The 16,348-nt window shown below is 78.8% G+C and carries 11 protein-coding genes; 2 read left to right on the forward strand and 9 right to left on the reverse strand.

Going from position 1 to position 16,348, the window contains the following annotated elements:
* Positions 1–2,563: 2,563 nt before the first annotated feature.
* From IEY94_RS22295 to IEY94_RS22310, 4 genes are read right to left on the reverse strand one after another with little or no spacing between them, the layout of a single operon-like run.
* On the reverse strand, positions 2,564–2,722 hold the full coding sequence (locus tag IEY94_RS22295) for a DUF6760 family protein (protein WP_189172217.1): 159 nt from the start codon (positions 2,720–2,722) through the stop codon (positions 2,564–2,566).
* On the reverse strand, positions 2,719–3,153 hold the full coding sequence (locus IEY94_RS22300; RefSeq protein ID WP_189172218.1) for a hypothetical protein: 435 nt from the start codon (positions 3,151–3,153) through the stop codon (positions 2,719–2,721). Before IEY94_RS22300 ends, IEY94_RS22295 begins: the two co-directional genes overlap by 4 nt.
* Complete coding sequence (locus tag IEY94_RS22305) at positions 3,150–3,593, reverse strand: phage tail protein (RefSeq protein WP_189172219.1); 444 nt, start codon at positions 3,591–3,593, stop codon at positions 3,150–3,152. The genes IEY94_RS22300 and IEY94_RS22305 overlap by 4 nt, the downstream gene beginning before the upstream one ends.
* Before the next feature lie 48 nt (positions 3,594–3,641).
* Positions 3,642–5,174 (reverse strand): phage tail sheath family protein, encoded by a 1,533-nt coding sequence (locus IEY94_RS22310; RefSeq protein ID WP_189172220.1) that lies wholly within the window; start codon positions 5,172–5,174, stop codon positions 3,642–3,644.
* 321 nt (positions 5,175–5,495) lie between these two features.
* On the opposite strand from IEY94_RS22310, the gene IEY94_RS24075 reads away from it, so the two are divergent.
* On the forward strand, positions 5,496–7,415 hold the full coding sequence (locus tag IEY94_RS24075) for an eCIS core domain-containing protein (protein ID WP_268244876.1): 1,920 nt from the start codon (positions 5,496–5,498) through the stop codon (positions 7,413–7,415).
* Here the strand turns inward: IEY94_RS24075 and IEY94_RS22320 are convergent.
* From IEY94_RS22320 to IEY94_RS24080, 4 genes are all read right to left on the reverse strand, one after another.
* Positions 7,405–9,420 (reverse strand): ATP-binding protein, encoded by a 2,016-nt coding sequence (locus IEY94_RS22320; RefSeq protein ID WP_189172221.1) that lies wholly within the window; start codon positions 9,418–9,420, stop codon positions 7,405–7,407. The two genes, IEY94_RS24075 and IEY94_RS22320, sit on opposite strands and share 11 nt — an antisense overlap.
* Positions 9,417–10,016 (reverse strand): Pvc16 family protein, encoded by a 600-nt coding sequence (locus IEY94_RS22325; protein WP_189172222.1) that lies wholly within the window; start codon positions 10,014–10,016, stop codon positions 9,417–9,419. Before IEY94_RS22325 ends, IEY94_RS22320 begins: the two co-directional genes overlap by 4 nt.
* Positions 10,017–10,040: 24 nt before the next feature.
* Complete coding sequence (locus IEY94_RS22330; protein WP_189172223.1) at positions 10,041–13,055, reverse strand: DUF11 domain-containing protein; 3,015 nt, start codon at positions 13,053–13,055, stop codon at positions 10,041–10,043.
* 113 nt (positions 13,056–13,168) lie between these two features.
* The gene (locus tag IEY94_RS24080) at positions 13,169–13,789 is read right to left on the reverse strand and encodes a helix-turn-helix transcriptional regulator (RefSeq protein WP_189172224.1); all 621 of its coding nucleotides are present in this window, start codon (positions 13,787–13,789) and stop codon (positions 13,169–13,171) included.
* A gap of 177 nt (positions 13,790–13,966) precedes the next feature.
* On the opposite strand from IEY94_RS24080, the gene IEY94_RS22340 reads away from it, so the two are divergent.
* Positions 13,967–15,217 (forward strand): COG1470 family protein, encoded by a 1,251-nt coding sequence (locus IEY94_RS22340; RefSeq protein ID WP_189172225.1) that lies wholly within the window; start codon positions 13,967–13,969, stop codon positions 15,215–15,217.
* 195 nt (positions 15,218–15,412) lie between these two features.
* Here IEY94_RS22340 and IEY94_RS22345 read toward each other — a convergent pair whose 3' ends face one another.
* On the reverse strand, positions 15,413–16,318 hold the full coding sequence (locus tag IEY94_RS22345; protein WP_189172226.1) for a hypothetical protein: 906 nt from the start codon (positions 16,316–16,318) through the stop codon (positions 15,413–15,415).
* Positions 16,319–16,348 lie beyond the last annotated feature (30 nt).

The raw sequence follows: 16,348 nt of genomic DNA on the forward strand, positions 1-16,348 counted from the left end.
GGTGGTGGTCGGCCGTGGCGCGGTGGCGGGCGGCGGTTCAGTGGTCGGGCGGGTGCTGGCTGGCCGCGGTCCGCGGGCTGGCTGGGGCGGTGCTGCGGCGGGCGGTCGGTATGCCGGGTGCGGCGGATGTGGTGCTGGCGTCGGGGGCGTCGGTGTCGGGGCCGGGTGGTGGTGTGGTGCCGGTGCGGCAACCGGCGTGCCGGTCGGTGGGGTATCGCGCGGCGGGACCGGGATGCCGGGTGCAGCCGGGCGGGCCGGGGCGGCGGCGCGGTCGGGTCGGTGGGGGGTCGGGCGAGCGGCCGGCGTCGCCGGCGCCGCCCCGGGACGGGAGCGGGCCGATGTGGGCGCGGCCGATGTGGGCGCGGTCGGGATGGGTACCGCGGGGAGCGCGCGGCGCAGTACCGCGGTCAGCCGGGCACCCACACCCCGCCGCGTAGGACCCGCCGCGGCCCGCGCGGCGAGCCGGCCGGAGTCGTGGGCTGTGTCCCGCCGCTCCGGCGGCGCGCCGGTCGGTGGCGAGTCGGACCCCGGTTCGGTCGAGTGCCCGGGCGCATCGCCGGTCGGACCGGGGCGCGGCCTCGACGGCGGGGTGGGCTTCGCCGTCCGCGGCAGCCGGGCGACCCGGGTCGGGCCACTCCGGTCCGCTGTGGACCGCTTCGCGGTTGCGGGCGCGGTGGTGAGCCGGTCGGTCGGGGGCGAACCATCGTGCGGGGCGCCGCCGGTCCGACCGGTCGGGGGTACGGGTGGGTGGGCCGGTGTGGGTGGGTGCGCCGGCCACCGGAGCGGGGCGCGGGGCGGGCCGGTGAGGGGTTGGCCGTTCAGCACCGGGGCCCGACGCGGGGCCCGGGTAACCATCGGCGCGGCGGACCCGAGGAGGCCGCGTCGAGCGGCTCCCGGTCCGGCGGCGGCGACCCGGGTTCGTTGGAGTCGCACCACCGGCAGGTCGGCCGGGCGCGGCGCGGGTCGCCGCGGCGGCGGAGCCGGCAGGGGAGATGCGGGGGTGGGCGTGCCGCTCGGCGTCGCGGGTGCCCCGATTCGCGACGGCGGTCCGGTCGGGACGCCCTCGGCGCGGGCAGTGGTGGCGAAAGGGTGCCGCGCTGGCGGTGGGTTGTGCGCGGCGGAGGGGCGGGCGGAGGCGGGAAGACCCTCCAGCGGCGGGCCGAGACCGAGGGTAGCGCCCGACCTGCCGGCCGGGGCCGGGCCGCTCGACCGGGCGCTCCGCGCGGGCGGGGAGGCGGGCCGCTCATCACGGGCAACCGGCGCGGAACGTGGGCCGGCAGGCGGGCCGGCCGGCCCGGCCGGCGAGCCGCCGCGACCGGCAGGCGGCCCGATCTGCTGGCTCGGGATCTCGTGGTTCGGGGTCCCCCGGCTCGCGGGCCGTCGCGGCGCGACCGGTGGGCCGGAGTGGTCGACCGGGCCGGCACGGCCGGGCCGGTCACCGCCAGCACCCGCCGACGCCGATCCCGGTGGGGCTGCCGGCGGTCCGGAGCGGCCGGGGGCAACCGGCGATGTCGGTCCCGGCTGAACCGCGGGCGGGCCGGACGGTGCATCCGCGCGCACGGCCGGCCGGTTCGGGAGCGCTGCTCCCGCGCCGGTGCGGGGCGCCGGCCGCGGGGCGGGGGGTGACCCGGTGGGCGGTGCCGCGGCCGCCCCCGGCGGACCGGTCCGCCGGGCGTCCGTCGCGGGCACGGACTTGGCGGCGTCGGCCGACGGTCCGGGATGCGGGACCGGAAACGCAGGTCCGGCGGCGGCGGACCCGTCGGCTCGCGCGGCCGGCGACGGGGAAGGGGTGTCCGAGATGGACGACCGCTCCGCTCGGCGGGACACGATCGGGAGTACCCGTGGAGCTTCGCTCGGATGTGCGCGCACCAGGCTCGACGGCACGGGCAGGCGCACGACCGGTCCCTCCGCCGACCCACCTGCCGACGTCGGGGCCGCCGGGGGTGTCGGGCGCGCCAGGGGCGCGGGCGGTGTCGTGGTGGAGCGGCGGGTGGGGTCGTCCGCCGCGGCCGGTGTGTCGGCAGCGGGCGGCCCCTCGGCCGGCCGGGGACGCGGCAAACCGGTGCCCGCCCGCCCCGGCGCGGTCGGGGAAGGTCCGCTGTCCGCTGCCGAGGGCACCGCAGGGTCCGCGGGCACCACCCCGGATGAACCGTCGCCGGGCGCAACCCGGGCGGCCGGGCGCAGCAGGACCGTCGCCGGGGTCGGGGACCACGAGCGGGGGGCGACCGGTGCGGCGATGGCGTGGATCACCCCGCCGGCCGCCGGGTCGACCAGGTGCGCGGGTGCGGTCCAGCGGCGCGGGTCGGCGTGGGTGGCCAGCGTCGTCCGGAACGCCGCCGGGTCCGTCAGCCGCGGCTCGACGCGGGACAGCGCCGTCGGCATCGGCGCCGCCGCGCGCCAACCCGCCTCGGGCGAACGAGCGCCATCGGCCGCGTCGGCGGGCGCGGCCGCTCCGCCGGACCGGACCGCATCGGTGGAGGCGGCCGCGCCGGCGGACCCGACCGCACCGGCGGAGGCGGCGGGCGCGGGACGCCGGCGGCGGCGGAAGTTGCCGAGGGCCATCTCACCGGCCCTCGGCGGCGCGGGTGTTCAGGGCGGCGACCTCGGCCACGTACCGGAGGCGCTCGGCGTGCGGCAGGTCCAGGATGGTGTCCCGGGACCAGTGCAGGTGGTACGCCACGTACGCGACCTCGCCGTACAGCGCGTCGGCCGCGTACGTCACGATTCCCCCGGGCGACCACCGGCGAGGTCCACCTCGAACGCCCCGGCGCAGTGCGGGCAGGTCACGGCCGCCCGGGTGTGGCCCTCGGCGTTGATCCGCCGGTACATGTCCTGGAGGAACGCCAGGTCCGAGGCGAACAGCCGCTCGACCTGCTCGGCCCGCACGTCGGTGATCGTCCCGAGCCGGGTCAGCACCATGCTCAGCAGGACCACGGACAGGTACGCCGGGTTCTCCCGCACCCGCAGGTCCGCCAGCGGCGCCAGCTCGTCGCGGGCGGTGGCCAGCCGCATGCTGCCGTCGCGGTGCAGGGTGCCGGCCTCGTCCACGTACCCGCGCGGCAGGGTGAACGGGAAGTCCGTCCGCAGCCGCGGCGCCGGCGCCGCGGCCGCGGCTGCCGGCTCGGCCGCCGGCGGGGTTCCGCCGCGCCTCATGAGCTGGTGATGTCCTCGAAGACGACGGTCACCTTCTCGGTGGCCGGGGAGGCGTCGCCGGCCTTGAGGTTCGGGCCCTCCCACTTGCTGACCCAGGCGTTGCTGAGGTCGAACCGGCGCTGCGCCTCGTTCTTGCTGTCCACGATGATGATGCTGATGTTCTGCCGGGCGGTGTCGATGGCGCCCTTCTCGAACGTGTCCTTGATCCAGTCGGTGAAGGCGCTGCTCTGGTCCAGGCCGCGGGTGATGGTCACCTCGCCGCCCTTGCGCGCGCCGGGGATCTTGCGGATCAGGTACTCGCCGGTCGGGGTGACCTGGTTGACCTCGATCGCGTCCAGCTCCACGGTCAGGCCGCTGACCTCCTGCACCGACTCGACCCGGGCCTTGCCCAGCTCGACCTGGAAGCGGTGGGTGGCGAAGGTGTCGCCGGTCTCAGCCACGATGGCCGCCTTTCAGTCGGTGCGGACGCGTTCGTCGGTACGGGCGCGTCACTCGGCGAGGACGCTGGTGCTGTCGGAGTACTGGGAGAGCCGGAACACGACGAACTCGGCCGGCTTGACCGGGCACACCCCGACCTCGCACACGACCCGGCCCAGGTCGATCGACTCGGGCGGGTTGGTCTCGGCGTCGCACTTGACGTAGAACGCCTCGCCGGCGGTGCGGCCGAGCAGCGCCCCGGACCGCCACGCCTCGGTGAGGAACGCGGTGATGTTGCGCCGGATCGTGCCCCACAGCCGCTCGTCGTTCGGCTCGAAGACCGCCCACTGGGTGCCGACGAGGATCGACTCCTCCAGGTAGTTGAAGAGCCGGCGGACGTTGATGTACCGCCAGGCCGGGTCCGAGGAGAGCGTGCGCGCCCCCCAGACCCGGATGCCGCGGCCGGGGAACGCCCGGACGCAGTTGACGCCGGCCGGGTTGAGCAGGTCCTGCTCGCCCTTGGTCACCGTGTTCTGCAGGGCGATGGCGCCGCGCACGACCTCGTTCGCCGGGGCCTTGTGCACGCCGCGCTCGGTGTCGGTGCGCGACCACAGGCCGGCGACGTGCCCGCTCGGCGGCAGGAACCGCTGCTGCCCCGTCGCCGGGTCGAGGATCTTGATCCACGGGTAGTAGAGCGCCGCGTACCGGGAGTCGAAGCCGGTCGTCCCGGTCCGCCAGGTGAGCGCCTCGCGGGCGGACAGGCCGGGCGGGGTGTCCAGGATCGCCATCCGGTCGCCGAGCTGCTCGCAGTGGCTGATCAGCGCCGCCTGCACGGCCGTGACCGCGTCGGCGTCGAGCCGGCCCTGCTCGTACGTGGCCATCAGGTCCGGTACGGCGACCATCGTGATCTCGTCGATCGCGGCCAGCCCGCCGAGGCCGGTGCGCTCGTCGGTGTCGCCGACGTACGCGGCGGCCGAGGTCGGCGTCTCCGGGCCGGTGCGCAGCGCGGGCGCGGCCGGTACGGCGACCGTCTGCTTCGCCGGCCGGGCCAGCGCGCCCGCCGCGGCGGCCTCCTCGACCACGATCACCTTGGACTGCTCGCGGACCTGGCTGACCACGTACGCCTTGGTGTTCTTCTTGGCCGAGACGTCCAGCGTCTCCAGCACCGCGTCGCCGCGCCGGACGACCAGCCGGAACCGGTCGTCGGGCGCCTCGCCCTCGGCGTCGGTCACCTCGACGCTGACCGGGCCGGCGCCGGGCAGCGCGGCGACGGCGAACGTGCCGAGCGGGACCTTCTCGCCGGGCGGCAGCGCCGCCGGGCCGTCGGCCGGGGCCGCGGGACCGCCGCCGACGCGGACGACGTAGCAGATCCCGCCGCCGTTGCTGAAGTAGCCGTACACGGCGTGCGCGAGGTAGGCGCCGTCGACCACGTCGCCGAAGGTCTGGACGTACTGGCTCCACGTGGTGACCAGCGTCGGCGTGTCGAACGGGCCCTTCTCGGCGACCCCGACGAACGCGGCGACGGCCGTGCCGACCCCCTCGATCGGCCGGGAGCCGGTGGGTACTTCCTCGACGTAGACGCCGGGCGACAGGTACGAGGGCATGCGGGGACTCCCGGGCAGCGGGGCGCTGGAACGGGGCCAAGTCTGCGCACGCCGGCGACCCGCGGCCACCGACGCGAGGGCGCCGCCGCGGGTACCGCCGGCTACCCGAAGAGGCAGCGCCGACCCGCCGCCCGCGCTGCCCGGCGACCATCCCCTTCGGGCAGGCGGGCCGCTCGCGCGCGGGCCACAATGGAGGGAGTCGGAGCGAGGGGCGGGGAGCGGGTGCGAGCGCGCGCGGAGCAGGTCGTCACCGGGGCCGACGCGCGCCTGCCGGCGACCGCGCGCCGCCGGGCGGCCACGACCGCACCGGCGGGTCCCGCCGTGGGCGCTGCGCCCCACCCCTCGGCGACGCTGGCGGCCGCGGGCGGGGCGTTGACGCCGGCGGGGGCCGTCGCGTTGCAGCGCGTCGCCGGGAACCGGGCCGTGCACGAGGCGGTCGGCGGCGCGGCCGCGGTGCACGAGGTCCTGCGGCGCCCCGGCCGGCCGCTGCCGGTACCGGTCCGGGCGGAGATGGAGGGCCGGCTGGGCGCCGACTTCGCCGACGTCCGCGTGCACACCGACGGCGCGGCGCACGAGTCGGCGGTCGGGGTGGCCGCGCTGGCGTACACCTCGGGCAGCCACATCGTCTTCCGGCGGGGCGCCTTCGCCCCCGGTACGGCGGCCGGGCGGCACACGCTCGCGCACGAGCTGGCGCACGTCGTCCAGCAGCGGCACGGACCGGTCGGCGGTACGCCCACCGGCGACGGCCTCCTGGTCAGCGAGCCGCACGACCCGGCCGAGCGGGCCGCGGACGCCGCCGCCCACGCCGCCCTGGCCGCGCCCCCGCCGGGCGCACCGACCGCTGACGCCGTCTCCGCCTCCGCCGATGCCGGCGCCGCGTCCACCCCCTCGACCGAGCCGGCCCACCCGGCCGCGGGTGTCGAGGGCGGCCCGGCCGCCGGCGAGCCGGCGGCGCGGTCGGCTCACTCGCCCGGATCCGCCGCGGCCGGCGGGGGGACGGTGGTGGCGCGGGTGCCGTCGCCGGCCGAGTTCCGGCGGGCCACCTCGGTGTTCGGCGGCCGCGACCAAGCGCTGACCCTGGTCGACACCGCGCTCACCACCCTCGACGGCACCCACCGCGACCAGATCGTCCCCCGCCGGGACGCGCTGCGGGCGCTGGTCCAGCAGTGCGGGAACACGCACGTCGGCAAGGCCGGCGGCCGGCGCGCGACGGCCGTCGCGCGGCTGCGCGCCGAGGCCGCCGAGGAGCTGACGATCTTCACCGCGCTGGCCGACGCCGAGGCCGCGGCGGGCGTACCGAAATTCCTCGCGATCGCGGCGGCCGGCGAGGCGGCGCTGGCCCTCGCCGACCCGGACCCGGCGCTGCACGCCTGGGTGGTGAACCGGCAGCTCGGCGCCGCGTTGCAGCAGCACTTCCAGACCCTCACCGCGGCCGAGGCGGAGCAGGTAGGCGCCCACCACGTCGGGCAGCTCGCCGCGCTGGCCGCCGACCCGGCCGTGCCGGCGGTGACCCGGGCGATCCTGGCCGACCTGGTCGGGCACGCCGGCGACATCCGGTTCGCGAACCGGGTGCGGTCCGGGACCCGGCGCACCGAGCCGCGGGGGCCGGGCGACCCGAAGTACACCATCGGGATGCAGACCGACTACTACGACGGGGAGACCGGCCGGCTGGGCTTCGTCGCGCACGAGATGACGCACGTGGCCGCGGGCGAGGCGTACGACAACACGGCGGTCCTGCTGCTGTTCGCGGGGAGCCTCAGCGACGACCGGGTCGCCGCGCTCGCCGCCGCGCGCCGGCAGACGATGGCGCAGCTCCGGGCGCTGCTGGCCGCGCACGCGGACGCCTTCACCCCCATGCAGGTCTCCGACCTGCGCGGCAAGATGGCGTACGGCGAGTCGGCCGGGCGGCTGACCTACTACGCCGACGGGTTCCACCGGGCCGGGCGGATCGACCGGGCCACGCACGACCGGATCCGGCACTGGGAGACGCTCGCCGGCGGCAGCGGCGGGCTGCTGGTCGAGTACGACACCGTGATCAACCAGATGCTCGTCTGGCTGCACCGGTGGGGCATCCCGCCGGCGCACCCGCTGTACGCGCGGCTGCTCCAGGAGGGGCAGCGGGAGTTGACCGCCCGGACCGCCGCCCGCGCGGCCGCGGCGCCCGCGCCGGCCGCCGCCACCACCTCCACCGCCGGTACCGCGCCCGCCCCCGCGCCGACCGGCGGCGGCGTCACGGAGTGAACTCGGGGCCGGTGGTGAGCCGGCCCAGCTTGCGGTACTCGGCGTGGACGGCGGTCAGCAGGTCGGCCATGGCGACCGGGCGGTCCGCGGCGGCCGCCCGGTACGCGGCGGTGATCGCGCAGGCCCGGATGCTCCCGCCGGCCAGCGGGAACCGGTCCGCGCACCGGCCCGGGTCGACGTCGTCGGCGAGCGGGAGCGGCGGGCGCAGGCTGCGCTCCCACAGCGCCCGCCGGGCGGCGGCGTCCGGGACGGGGAAGTCGACCACCACGTCGAGCCGGCGGATGAACGCGTCGTCGACGTTGGCGCGCAGGTTCGTGGTGAGGATCGCGACGCCGTCGAAGGTCTCCAGGCGTTGCAGCAGGTACGCGCTGGCCACGTTGGCGTACCGGTCGTGCGCGTCCTTGACCTCGGCCCGCTTGCCGAAGACCGCGTCCGCCTCGTCGAACAGCAGGACGCCGTTGACGTCGGCGGCCTCCACGAAGATCCGTTCGAGGTTCTTCTCGGTCTCGCCGACGTACTTGTCGACGACCGTGGCCAGGTCCACCACGTACAGCGGCAGGCCCAGGTCGGCGGCGAGCACCTCGGCGGACATCGTCTTGCCGGTCCCGGACTCCCCGGCGAACAGGGCCAGCACGCCGCGGCCGCGGCCGCCGCCGGGGCGCATCCGCCACCGGCCCAGCACCCGGTCCCGGTGCCGGACGCGGTCGGCCAGGGCGCGCAGCTCGGCCGGCAGCGGGTCGGGCAGGACCAGGTCGGACCAGTCGACGCCCGGCTCGATCGCCCGGGCCAGCCGGGCCAGGCCGGTGCCGTTCTGCGCCCGTACCCCGGCCCGGAGCAGGTCGGCCGTCACCGGCGCGCCCGCCGCGAGCCCGGCCGCCACCTCGGCGGCGCGGCGGATCCGGGCCGGGCCGAGGCGGTACGGCGCCCAGGCCGCCGGCGCGTCCAGGTCCGCGGCCGGCGCCGCGCCGGCCGCGGCGAGCGCCGCGGTCCAGCGGTCGGCGCGGGCGGCGGCGTCCAGCGCGGGCGCGGCGAGCGCCAGCGGCCCGCGGCGGGCCCGGGCCGGGTCCCACGGCCGGGCGCCGGTGAGCAGGACCGGTACGGGGGCCTCGACCAGCAGCCGCAGCGCGGCGCCGCGCTCGGGGTGGTCGGGCGGGTCGAGCGCCTCGACCGGGCCGGCGACCAGGCCGGCGCCGCGCAGCCGGGCGGACCGGACCGCGTGGCGGGCGGCGCCGGCCGGGTCGGGCGCGGCGGCGAGGCGGTCGAGGTCCAGCGGGTGCGCCGGGCGGCCGGCGGCGGCGAGCGCCGCGGTCGCGAGCCCCGCGGCGTCGCCGCCCGGCTGCTCGTGCAGGTAGACCAGCGGCGCCGGCCCGCGCAGCGCCACCGCGAGCGCCCCGACCCCCGCGGGCGGCCCGGCCGCGGCGGCCGCGGGCCGCACCGGTCCGGCGGCGGCGGGCGGGGCGACGGCGAGGAGGTGGGCGGCCACCTCGTCCGGGACGCGCAGCGGGCGGCCGAGGAACGGCGGCGCCGGGTCGTCCACCACCAGCAGCCCCGCGGCCAGCAGCGGCGCCCCGCCCGCGAACCGGTACCGGGCCGCCGGGTCGCCCGCCCGCTGCCCGCACAGCCGCAGCGCCAGCCCGATGGCGGGGCGGCGCCGGCTGACGTCGTCCTGGAGGTACGCGTAGCTGCGCTCGTACCGGTCGTCCACGTCGGGCAGCAGCGCCACCAGCAGCAGCTCGACGTCCAGCGCGGACAGCCCGCACGCGGCCGCCGCCCGGTCCAGCGTGGAGCCGGGCCCGGCGTGGGCGGCCTCGACCGCGGCGAGCCGGTCGGCGTCCACCGCGGCCGGCGGGCGCGGCACGCGCAGCCGGTCCAGGTCGGCCGGGCCGAGGACCAGGCCGCGGAACGGGTCGTCCGGGCTCGGGTCGCCGCGCCGCTGGGCGTCCACCGCGGCGTCGACCCGGTCGGCGAGCAGGCCCAGCCGGGCCCAGAGGTGGTCGCTGTTCACGTCCGGCGCCGGTGCGGGCGGCGCGGCCCGGGCCGTTCGCGGACCGCCACCACCCGCTCGGTCACCGGCGGCGGCGCCGGCCGGCGGGCCGGGGTCAGCGGCGCGGTCACGACCAGGTCCAGCGACGGCTTGAGCTGCCCGCCCAGGGCACTCCAGATGTCGGCGAGCGCGCGGCCGTCGCCGGGCGGCGAGGCCACGCTCATCGGTACCGCGAGGCCGAGCGCGGCCAGCGACCCGGCCAGGTGGCCCGCCGGCAGCTCGTCGTGCGCGGCGAGCCCGGCGAGCAGCGTGGACAGCAGCCGGTGCTCGTCGGTGGGGTGGCTGGTCCAGGCCGTGATCAGGTACGACAGGGCGAAGTACCGCGGCGGGTCCCGCCGGGCCACCGGCCGCCCGTCCGGCGCCCGCTCGACCACCTCGCCCTGCCGCTGCCGGGCGAGGTCCTCGCGCACGTCGTACAGGAACAGGTTGACCACCGGCCCGGTCCGCCGGGCCGCCCACTCGGTCGTCGGGGCGTCGAACGCGACGGTCGCGCCCGCGCCGGCCAGCAGGTCCTCGGCGACCAGCGCGCGCAGCGCGTCGTCCACGTCCGGGATCACGCTGCCACGTCCGGGATCACGCTGCTACCAGCTCCGCTGGTGCAGGCCGGGCGCCTGCTGCCCCGGCTGCACGACGAGGTACGGCGGCGCGGCCACCGGCCCGAACCCGGTACCGCGGGCGACGGCCGTCCGGGCGCCGAGCGGGTCGCGGTGCAGGACGAGCAGCGGCGCGCTGAACGTACCGTCGGCGGCCGGCACGACCGGGCGGGCGGCGGCGGTGATCCCGCGGTCCCAGGCCAGCCGCACCGGCCGCCCCGGCGGGAAGTCGACGCCGACCAGGACCGGCGCGAAGCCGGGCGGCCCGGTCGCCGGGGTCAGCGCCAGCCGCGGCTGGCGGATCCGCAGCGGCGCCGCCGCGGCGTCGTTGGCCGGGTCGGCGTTGCCGCCGGTGGTGGTCACGACCCCGGCGACCTCGCCGGCGCCGGGGCCGGCGGCGTGCAGGACGAGCCGGACGGTGGCGGTCGCGCCGGGGGCCAGGTCGGGCACGGCGCACCCGTCCGGCGGGCAGCCGCCGGTCCGCACCGGCGCGTTGGCCGGCAGCGCGGTCCGCACCCGCAGGCCGGTCGCCGGGCTGCCGCCGGGGTTGCGCACGGTGTAGACGGCGCCGACGGCGCCGCCGACGTACGCGGGGTCGGGCGCGACCAGCACGTCCAGCGCCGGGTCGGCCGGCCCGGCGGGCGGCGGGTCGACCCGGACCGGCTGCTCCGCCCGGTTGTCCGCGGGTACGGCGTCGGCCAGCTCGGTCGTCACCGACCAGCGCAGCGGGTGCGTGCCGACCAGCACCCCGACGACGAGCGCCCGCACCGGCACCCGGCCGCCGGGCCCGAGCGTGCCGAGCGCGCAGGTCGCGGTCGCCGCGGCGCACTCGCCGACCGGCGCGGCCAGGCCGGTCAGCCGCAGCCCCGGCGGTACGTCCAGGGTCAGCCGGACGCCCGGCGCCGGCGTGCTGCCGCGGCCCTCGACCGTCAGCGGCACGGCCACCGCGGCGCCCTGGCCGACGACCGGCGGCGGCCCCTCCGGCGCGGTGGCCACGTCCACCGCGCGCTGCCAGGTCGGCTCCTTCTGCCGGCCGGGCAGGCCCGCGGTCAGCGGCGTCACCGCGCCCGCGGCGGGGTCGTACCGGTACAGCGCCTCCGCGGCGGCCGGCGCCGCGCTGCGCCGGGCGGTGAACACGACCGCCCGGCCGTCGGGCGCGAACGTGACGTCCCGCGGCTGGTACGGCCCGGCGGGCTGGCCCGGCACCGGCCCCCGGCAGTCGCCGCCGGGCGGCAGCAGCAGCCGGCAGCCGGACCCGTCCGGCCGGGTCTCGACCAGGCCGTCGGCCTCCCGGTTGAAGACCAGCCGGGTGCCGTCCGGGGCGTACGCGGGGCTGTCGTCGAAGACGGCGCAGTCGCCGCCGCAGGCCGTGGCGGTGACGTCGCGCTGGTCGGTGCCGTCGGCCGCCTCGGCGCTCCACACGTGGGTGCGCTCGCCGCTGCCGTACGTGCCGCGGGTGAACGCGAACCGCGCCCCGTCCGGCGACCAGGCGGGCTGGGTGTCGTCGAGGCCGTCGACGCCGGCCAGGGTGAGCAGCCGCTGCCCGGTGTCGACCCGGACGACCTCGATCCGGCCGGGCGTGCGGGCGTCCCCGGCGCCGGCCGTGCTGCGGGACAGGGCGAGCCGGCCGCCGTCCGGGGACCAGGCCGGGTCGGTCTCCCGGTCGCCGGGCCGGCGGCCGGGCAGGTCGAGCAGCCGGGCGGCGCCGGTGTCGGCGTCGACCAGCCAGATCCGGGACGACCGGACGCCGTCGACCGTCTCGAACCGGACCACCGCGAGCTGCCGGCCGTCGGGGGAGTAGACCTGGCGGACGAACCACGGGTCCCCGTCGACCGGGTGCCAGAGGAACCGCGGGTCGGCCGAGGCCCGCGGGTCCTCGCGCAGCACCGGGACGCGCAGGCTGCGCGGGTCCGTCCCGTCCGGCCGGACGTCCTGGAGCAGCGCGGTCAGCCTGTCGGCGGCGCTGAGGCGGCTGACCAGCAGGTGCTCGCCGGGCTCGCCGGGCACGGTGTACCAGGCGGGGTGGCCGACGGCCCGGTCCTCGGCCAGCCGGGCGACCATCACGCAGGTGCACGGGTCGTCCCGGACGAGGACGCTGTAGATCCGGTCCACCGGCTCGACCCGGCCGGCGGCGCCGACGGTGGCGCTGCGGAACGCCAGCGTGCCGCCGTCCGCGGTCCACGCCGGCTGGTCGCCGCGCCAGCCGGGCGGCAGCACGTCCCGCCGGCCGGTGCCGTCCGGGGCGACCAGCGCGAGCTGCGGGCCGGCGGGGGTGGCCGCGGTGTACGCGATCCGCCGGTGCCCGGCGACCGGGTCCCAGGCGGGGTCGGTGGCACCGCCGGGCTCGGCGGTGACCCGGCGGGCGCCGCCGTCGGCGAGGTCGACCCGGTACACCTGCGGCGGGCTGCCGTCGGCCGGGCGGGCGGCGTACGCCAGCTCGCGGCCGTCCGGCGACCAGGTCGGCCAGGTGAAGTCGGCGCCGCCGCCGGTGACCCGGCGCGGGGTGCCGCCGCCGATCGTGGCGACGACGATGTCGTGGCCGCCGTCGGCCCGCCCCTCGGTGCTCGCGTACGCCAGCCACCGCCCGTCCGGCGAGATCGCCGGCCGGCACTCGTCGGCGGCGTTGGTGGTGACCCTGGTGGCCGGGCCGCTGCCCCGCCGCACGTACACCTCGGTGGTCGGCGCGTCCCGCCGGCTGACCCAGGCGACCAGGTCGCCGCGGGCGGTCACCTCGTCGTCGAGGTGGTCGGGGCCGTCGGCGAAGAAGGGCACGGCGGTGGCGTCGGCGCCGGTGCCGACGATCCGGCCGAGGCTGCGGTGCTCGGTACCGGCGAAGGCCACCCGCTGCGGCGCCGGCGCGGCGGGCTCGGCGGCCCGGCCGGCGCCCCGCGTCGCGACCAGCGCCGACCCGGTCAGCAGCGACGCGGCCACCAGGGCGGCGGCCCACACACGCGGCAACTCGACCTCGCCAGGGGAGTGCGGGGTGCGCCCCGCGGACGTCATCGGCGCGGTCCACTGTGCCCGAGCGTCCCCGCGCGCGGGGCGCGGGCGCGGGCACCGGGCCGGGCAGGCCGGCCCGCCCGTTCAGGCAGCCGCCGGGCGCCCGGCGCCGGGGCTCAGATCAGCCCGTTGCGCAGCGCGTACGCGACGGCGTGCGCCCGGTTGCGCAACTGGAGCCGGCGGGTCACGTCGTGCAGGATGTTCTTCACCGTGCGCTCCGAGTACGCCAGCTCGGCCGCGATCTCCCGGGTGTCCCGGCCGTCGGCGACCAGCCGGAGCACGTCGATCTCCCGGGTGGACAGCCCGAGCAGGTTGAGCCCGCGCGGCTCCAGCACCTGCCGCTGCAGCCGGCCCATCTGGGCCATCAGCCGGGCCAGCAGGTCCGCCGGGAGCGCTCCCTCGCCGCGGGAGACCGCCATGATCACGTGGGCCATCCGCTCGGCGCTGGCCTCCCGCCGGCGGACCAGCGCCACCACGCCGTGCTCGACGGCCGAGGACAGGCCCACGTCGTCGATCGCCGCCGGGACCAGGATCAGCCGCCGCGTGCCGCCGCGGTGCAGCTTGCGCAGCAGCGTCGTCCCCTCCTCGTCCAGCCGCTCGACCACGACCAGGCCGATCCCGGTATCGGCGGTGTCGTCCTCGGCGATCCGCAGCTCGGGCCGGGGGCGCAACTGCGTCTCCATCCCCAGCCGGGAGATCGGATCCACCGCGTGCACGCTGACCGCCACCCGCTCCATCGGCATTGCCTCCTCAGCCCCCTCGCCTTGCCCCCACGTCCACTGAGGATAGAAGGCCGTCGGTAGCCGAACGGGCCTCGCGTGGCCCATGCCACGTCGCGCGGGCAGCCGGACTGCCCGCAACTGTTCCCGCCCGACCCGTAACCCGCCGCGCGCGGGCGCCTACCGTCGCTGCCCATGAGCATCGTCGTGGCCGGCCCGGCCGAGGCTGCCGCCGTCGTGGCGCCGGGCGCCGCCGTCGAGGTACCGGTGACCGTCCGCAACCCGGGCGACATCGTGATGGCCTACCGCCTGGAGATCGTCGGCGTGCCCGCCTCCTGGGCCGCGTTCAGCCCGCCCGAGGTGTCGCTGCTGCCGGGCGACACCGCCGAGGTGGCGTTGGTGCTGTCGCCGCCGCGCTCGGCCGACGTCCGGGCCGGGGAGCTGCCGTACGGGGTCCGGGTGGTCCCGCAGGACGCCCCCGGCGCCGCCGAGGTGGCCGAGGGGCTGCTGGCGATCGCGCCGTTCCACGAGCTGGCGGCCGAGCTGCGCCCGCAGGTCCGGCGCGCGCGGCGGACCGCCCGCTGGCGGGTGGCCGGCACCAACCTCGGCAACGCGCCGACCACGGTCGTCGTCGCCACCGAGGCGGACGGGCTGCGCTGCCGCGCCCGGCCGGACACCCTGGACCTCGCCGCCGGCGAGCTGTTCGAGTCCACCGTCATCGCCCGGGCCGAGCGGCTGCTCTGGCGGGGGCAGCCGCGGCACCACCCGGTGCGCACGACGGTCGTCGGCGTCGACGGGCAGGCCGTCCCGCTGGACGCGACGTTCGTCCAGTTGCCGATCCTCTCCGGCTGGCTGTGGCGGCTGCTCGCCCTGCTGCTCGCGCTGCTCCTGGCGCTGATCGCGCTGTGGTACGGCCTGCTGCGCCCCACCGTGCGCTCGGCCGCCCGGGAGGCCGCCGACGCCCGGGTGGCGACCGTCGCCGACCGGGCGGAGCAGGCGGCCGACGAGGTGGCCCGGACGGCCGTCCAGGACGAGCTGGCCCGCACGGCGCCGTCGCCCGGCGCCTCACCGTCGCCGGGCCCGCGGGCGGCGCCGGCCCGGCCGTTCGCCACGTCGCTGGCGGTGCGCGCGGACCAGGGCGCGACGGCCAGCACCCGGTACACCGTGCCGCGCAAGCGCACGCTCCAGCTCACCGACTACCTGGTGGACAACCCGCAGGGCGACACGGGCGTGCTGACGGTGACCGTCGCCGGCAACACGGTGACCACCCTCGGCCTGGAGAACTTCCGCAGCCAGGACTACCACGCGGTGACGCCGATCCGGGTGCCCGCGGGGCGCGAGGTCGTCCTCACGGTCACCTGCCGGCAGGTCGGCGCCCCGCCGGGCGCCCCGCGGCCGGGGTCCTGCCGGGCCGGCCTGTTCCTCGGCGGCCTGCTCACCGGCTGACCGCGCCCGATCGCCGGACCGACCGCTCCCGGATCGACTCGCTCCCGGAGCGGCCCGTTCCCGGAGCGGCCCGTTCCCGAGCGGGCCGCTCCCGACGGGCCGCTTCCGGACAGACCCGCTCCCGAACTGGCTGCGGACCGTGGTCGGCCGCCGGGCCGGGCATCCGTGGGTGGTGGGCGGCGCGGTCGGTGCGGCTCACCGGCGGGTGCGGGCCGGGTCGTCGGTGAGGGGCAGCGCGCCCGCCTCCGGGTCCGGCGGGCGGGGGCGGGTGTAGTCCTCCCACTGCTTGCCCTCGCCGGCCATCTTCGCCAGCAGGCCGGCGCCCTGGACGGTCCAGCCCGCGTACCGGGCCGCCGGGATGCCCGTGGCGGCGCCCGCGGCGGTGATCGCCGCCCCCGCCGCGGTGAGGCCGCCGCCGACCACCTTGCCCCAGTTCACCGTGCCGGAGCGGCGGTACTTGCCGTACTCGCTGAGCGCGTCGCCGAGGCCGCCGAAGCCGGACAGGCCGGTGCCGACGTGGCTGACGGTGCTGGTGGCGGCGCCGTACCCGACGCCCTGGAACAGCGGGCCGAGGCTGCCGCCGGCGGCGCCGGCCATCTTGTACAGGTCCCCGTTCCAGAACCGCCGGCTGAAGAACGGCGCCGCCGCGGGGGTGGTGCCCGGCGCCGTACCGGCCGCGGCGTTCGGGTCGAGCACGGTCGGATCCAGCACGGTCGGGTCGAGGACCGTCGGGTCGGGCACGGTGGCGGGCGGCGGCGTGCCGGTGGTGGTGTTCGGGGCGATGGCGGGCGGCGTGCCGGTGGTGGTGTTCGGGGCGAGGACGGCGACCGGTGGCGGGAGGGGGTCGGGGTCGAGCGGGGCCGGTACCGCGGGGGCCGGCGCCTCGACGGCGTCGAAGTAGATCGACGCGTCGTCGTCCGACTCCGCCGCCACCGGCTCCGGCACCGCCGGCGTCGGGCGGGCCCCGTCGAGCAGTCGGTGGACCGCGGCGTTGCCGGCGGCGCGGTGCAGGGCGAGCAGGTCGTCGGGCCGGCCGCCGCCGCCGTGGCCGGCGGGGTGGCGGGGGGTGCGCTGGGCGGTGCGGTGCCGTTGGGTGTACATGGTGGTCCCTCGGCGTGAAGGGGCGGGGCC

The organism is Pilimelia anulata, assembly GCF_014647895.1.
GTDB lineage: Bacteria > Actinomycetota > Actinomycetes > Mycobacteriales > Micromonosporaceae > Pilimelia > Pilimelia anulata.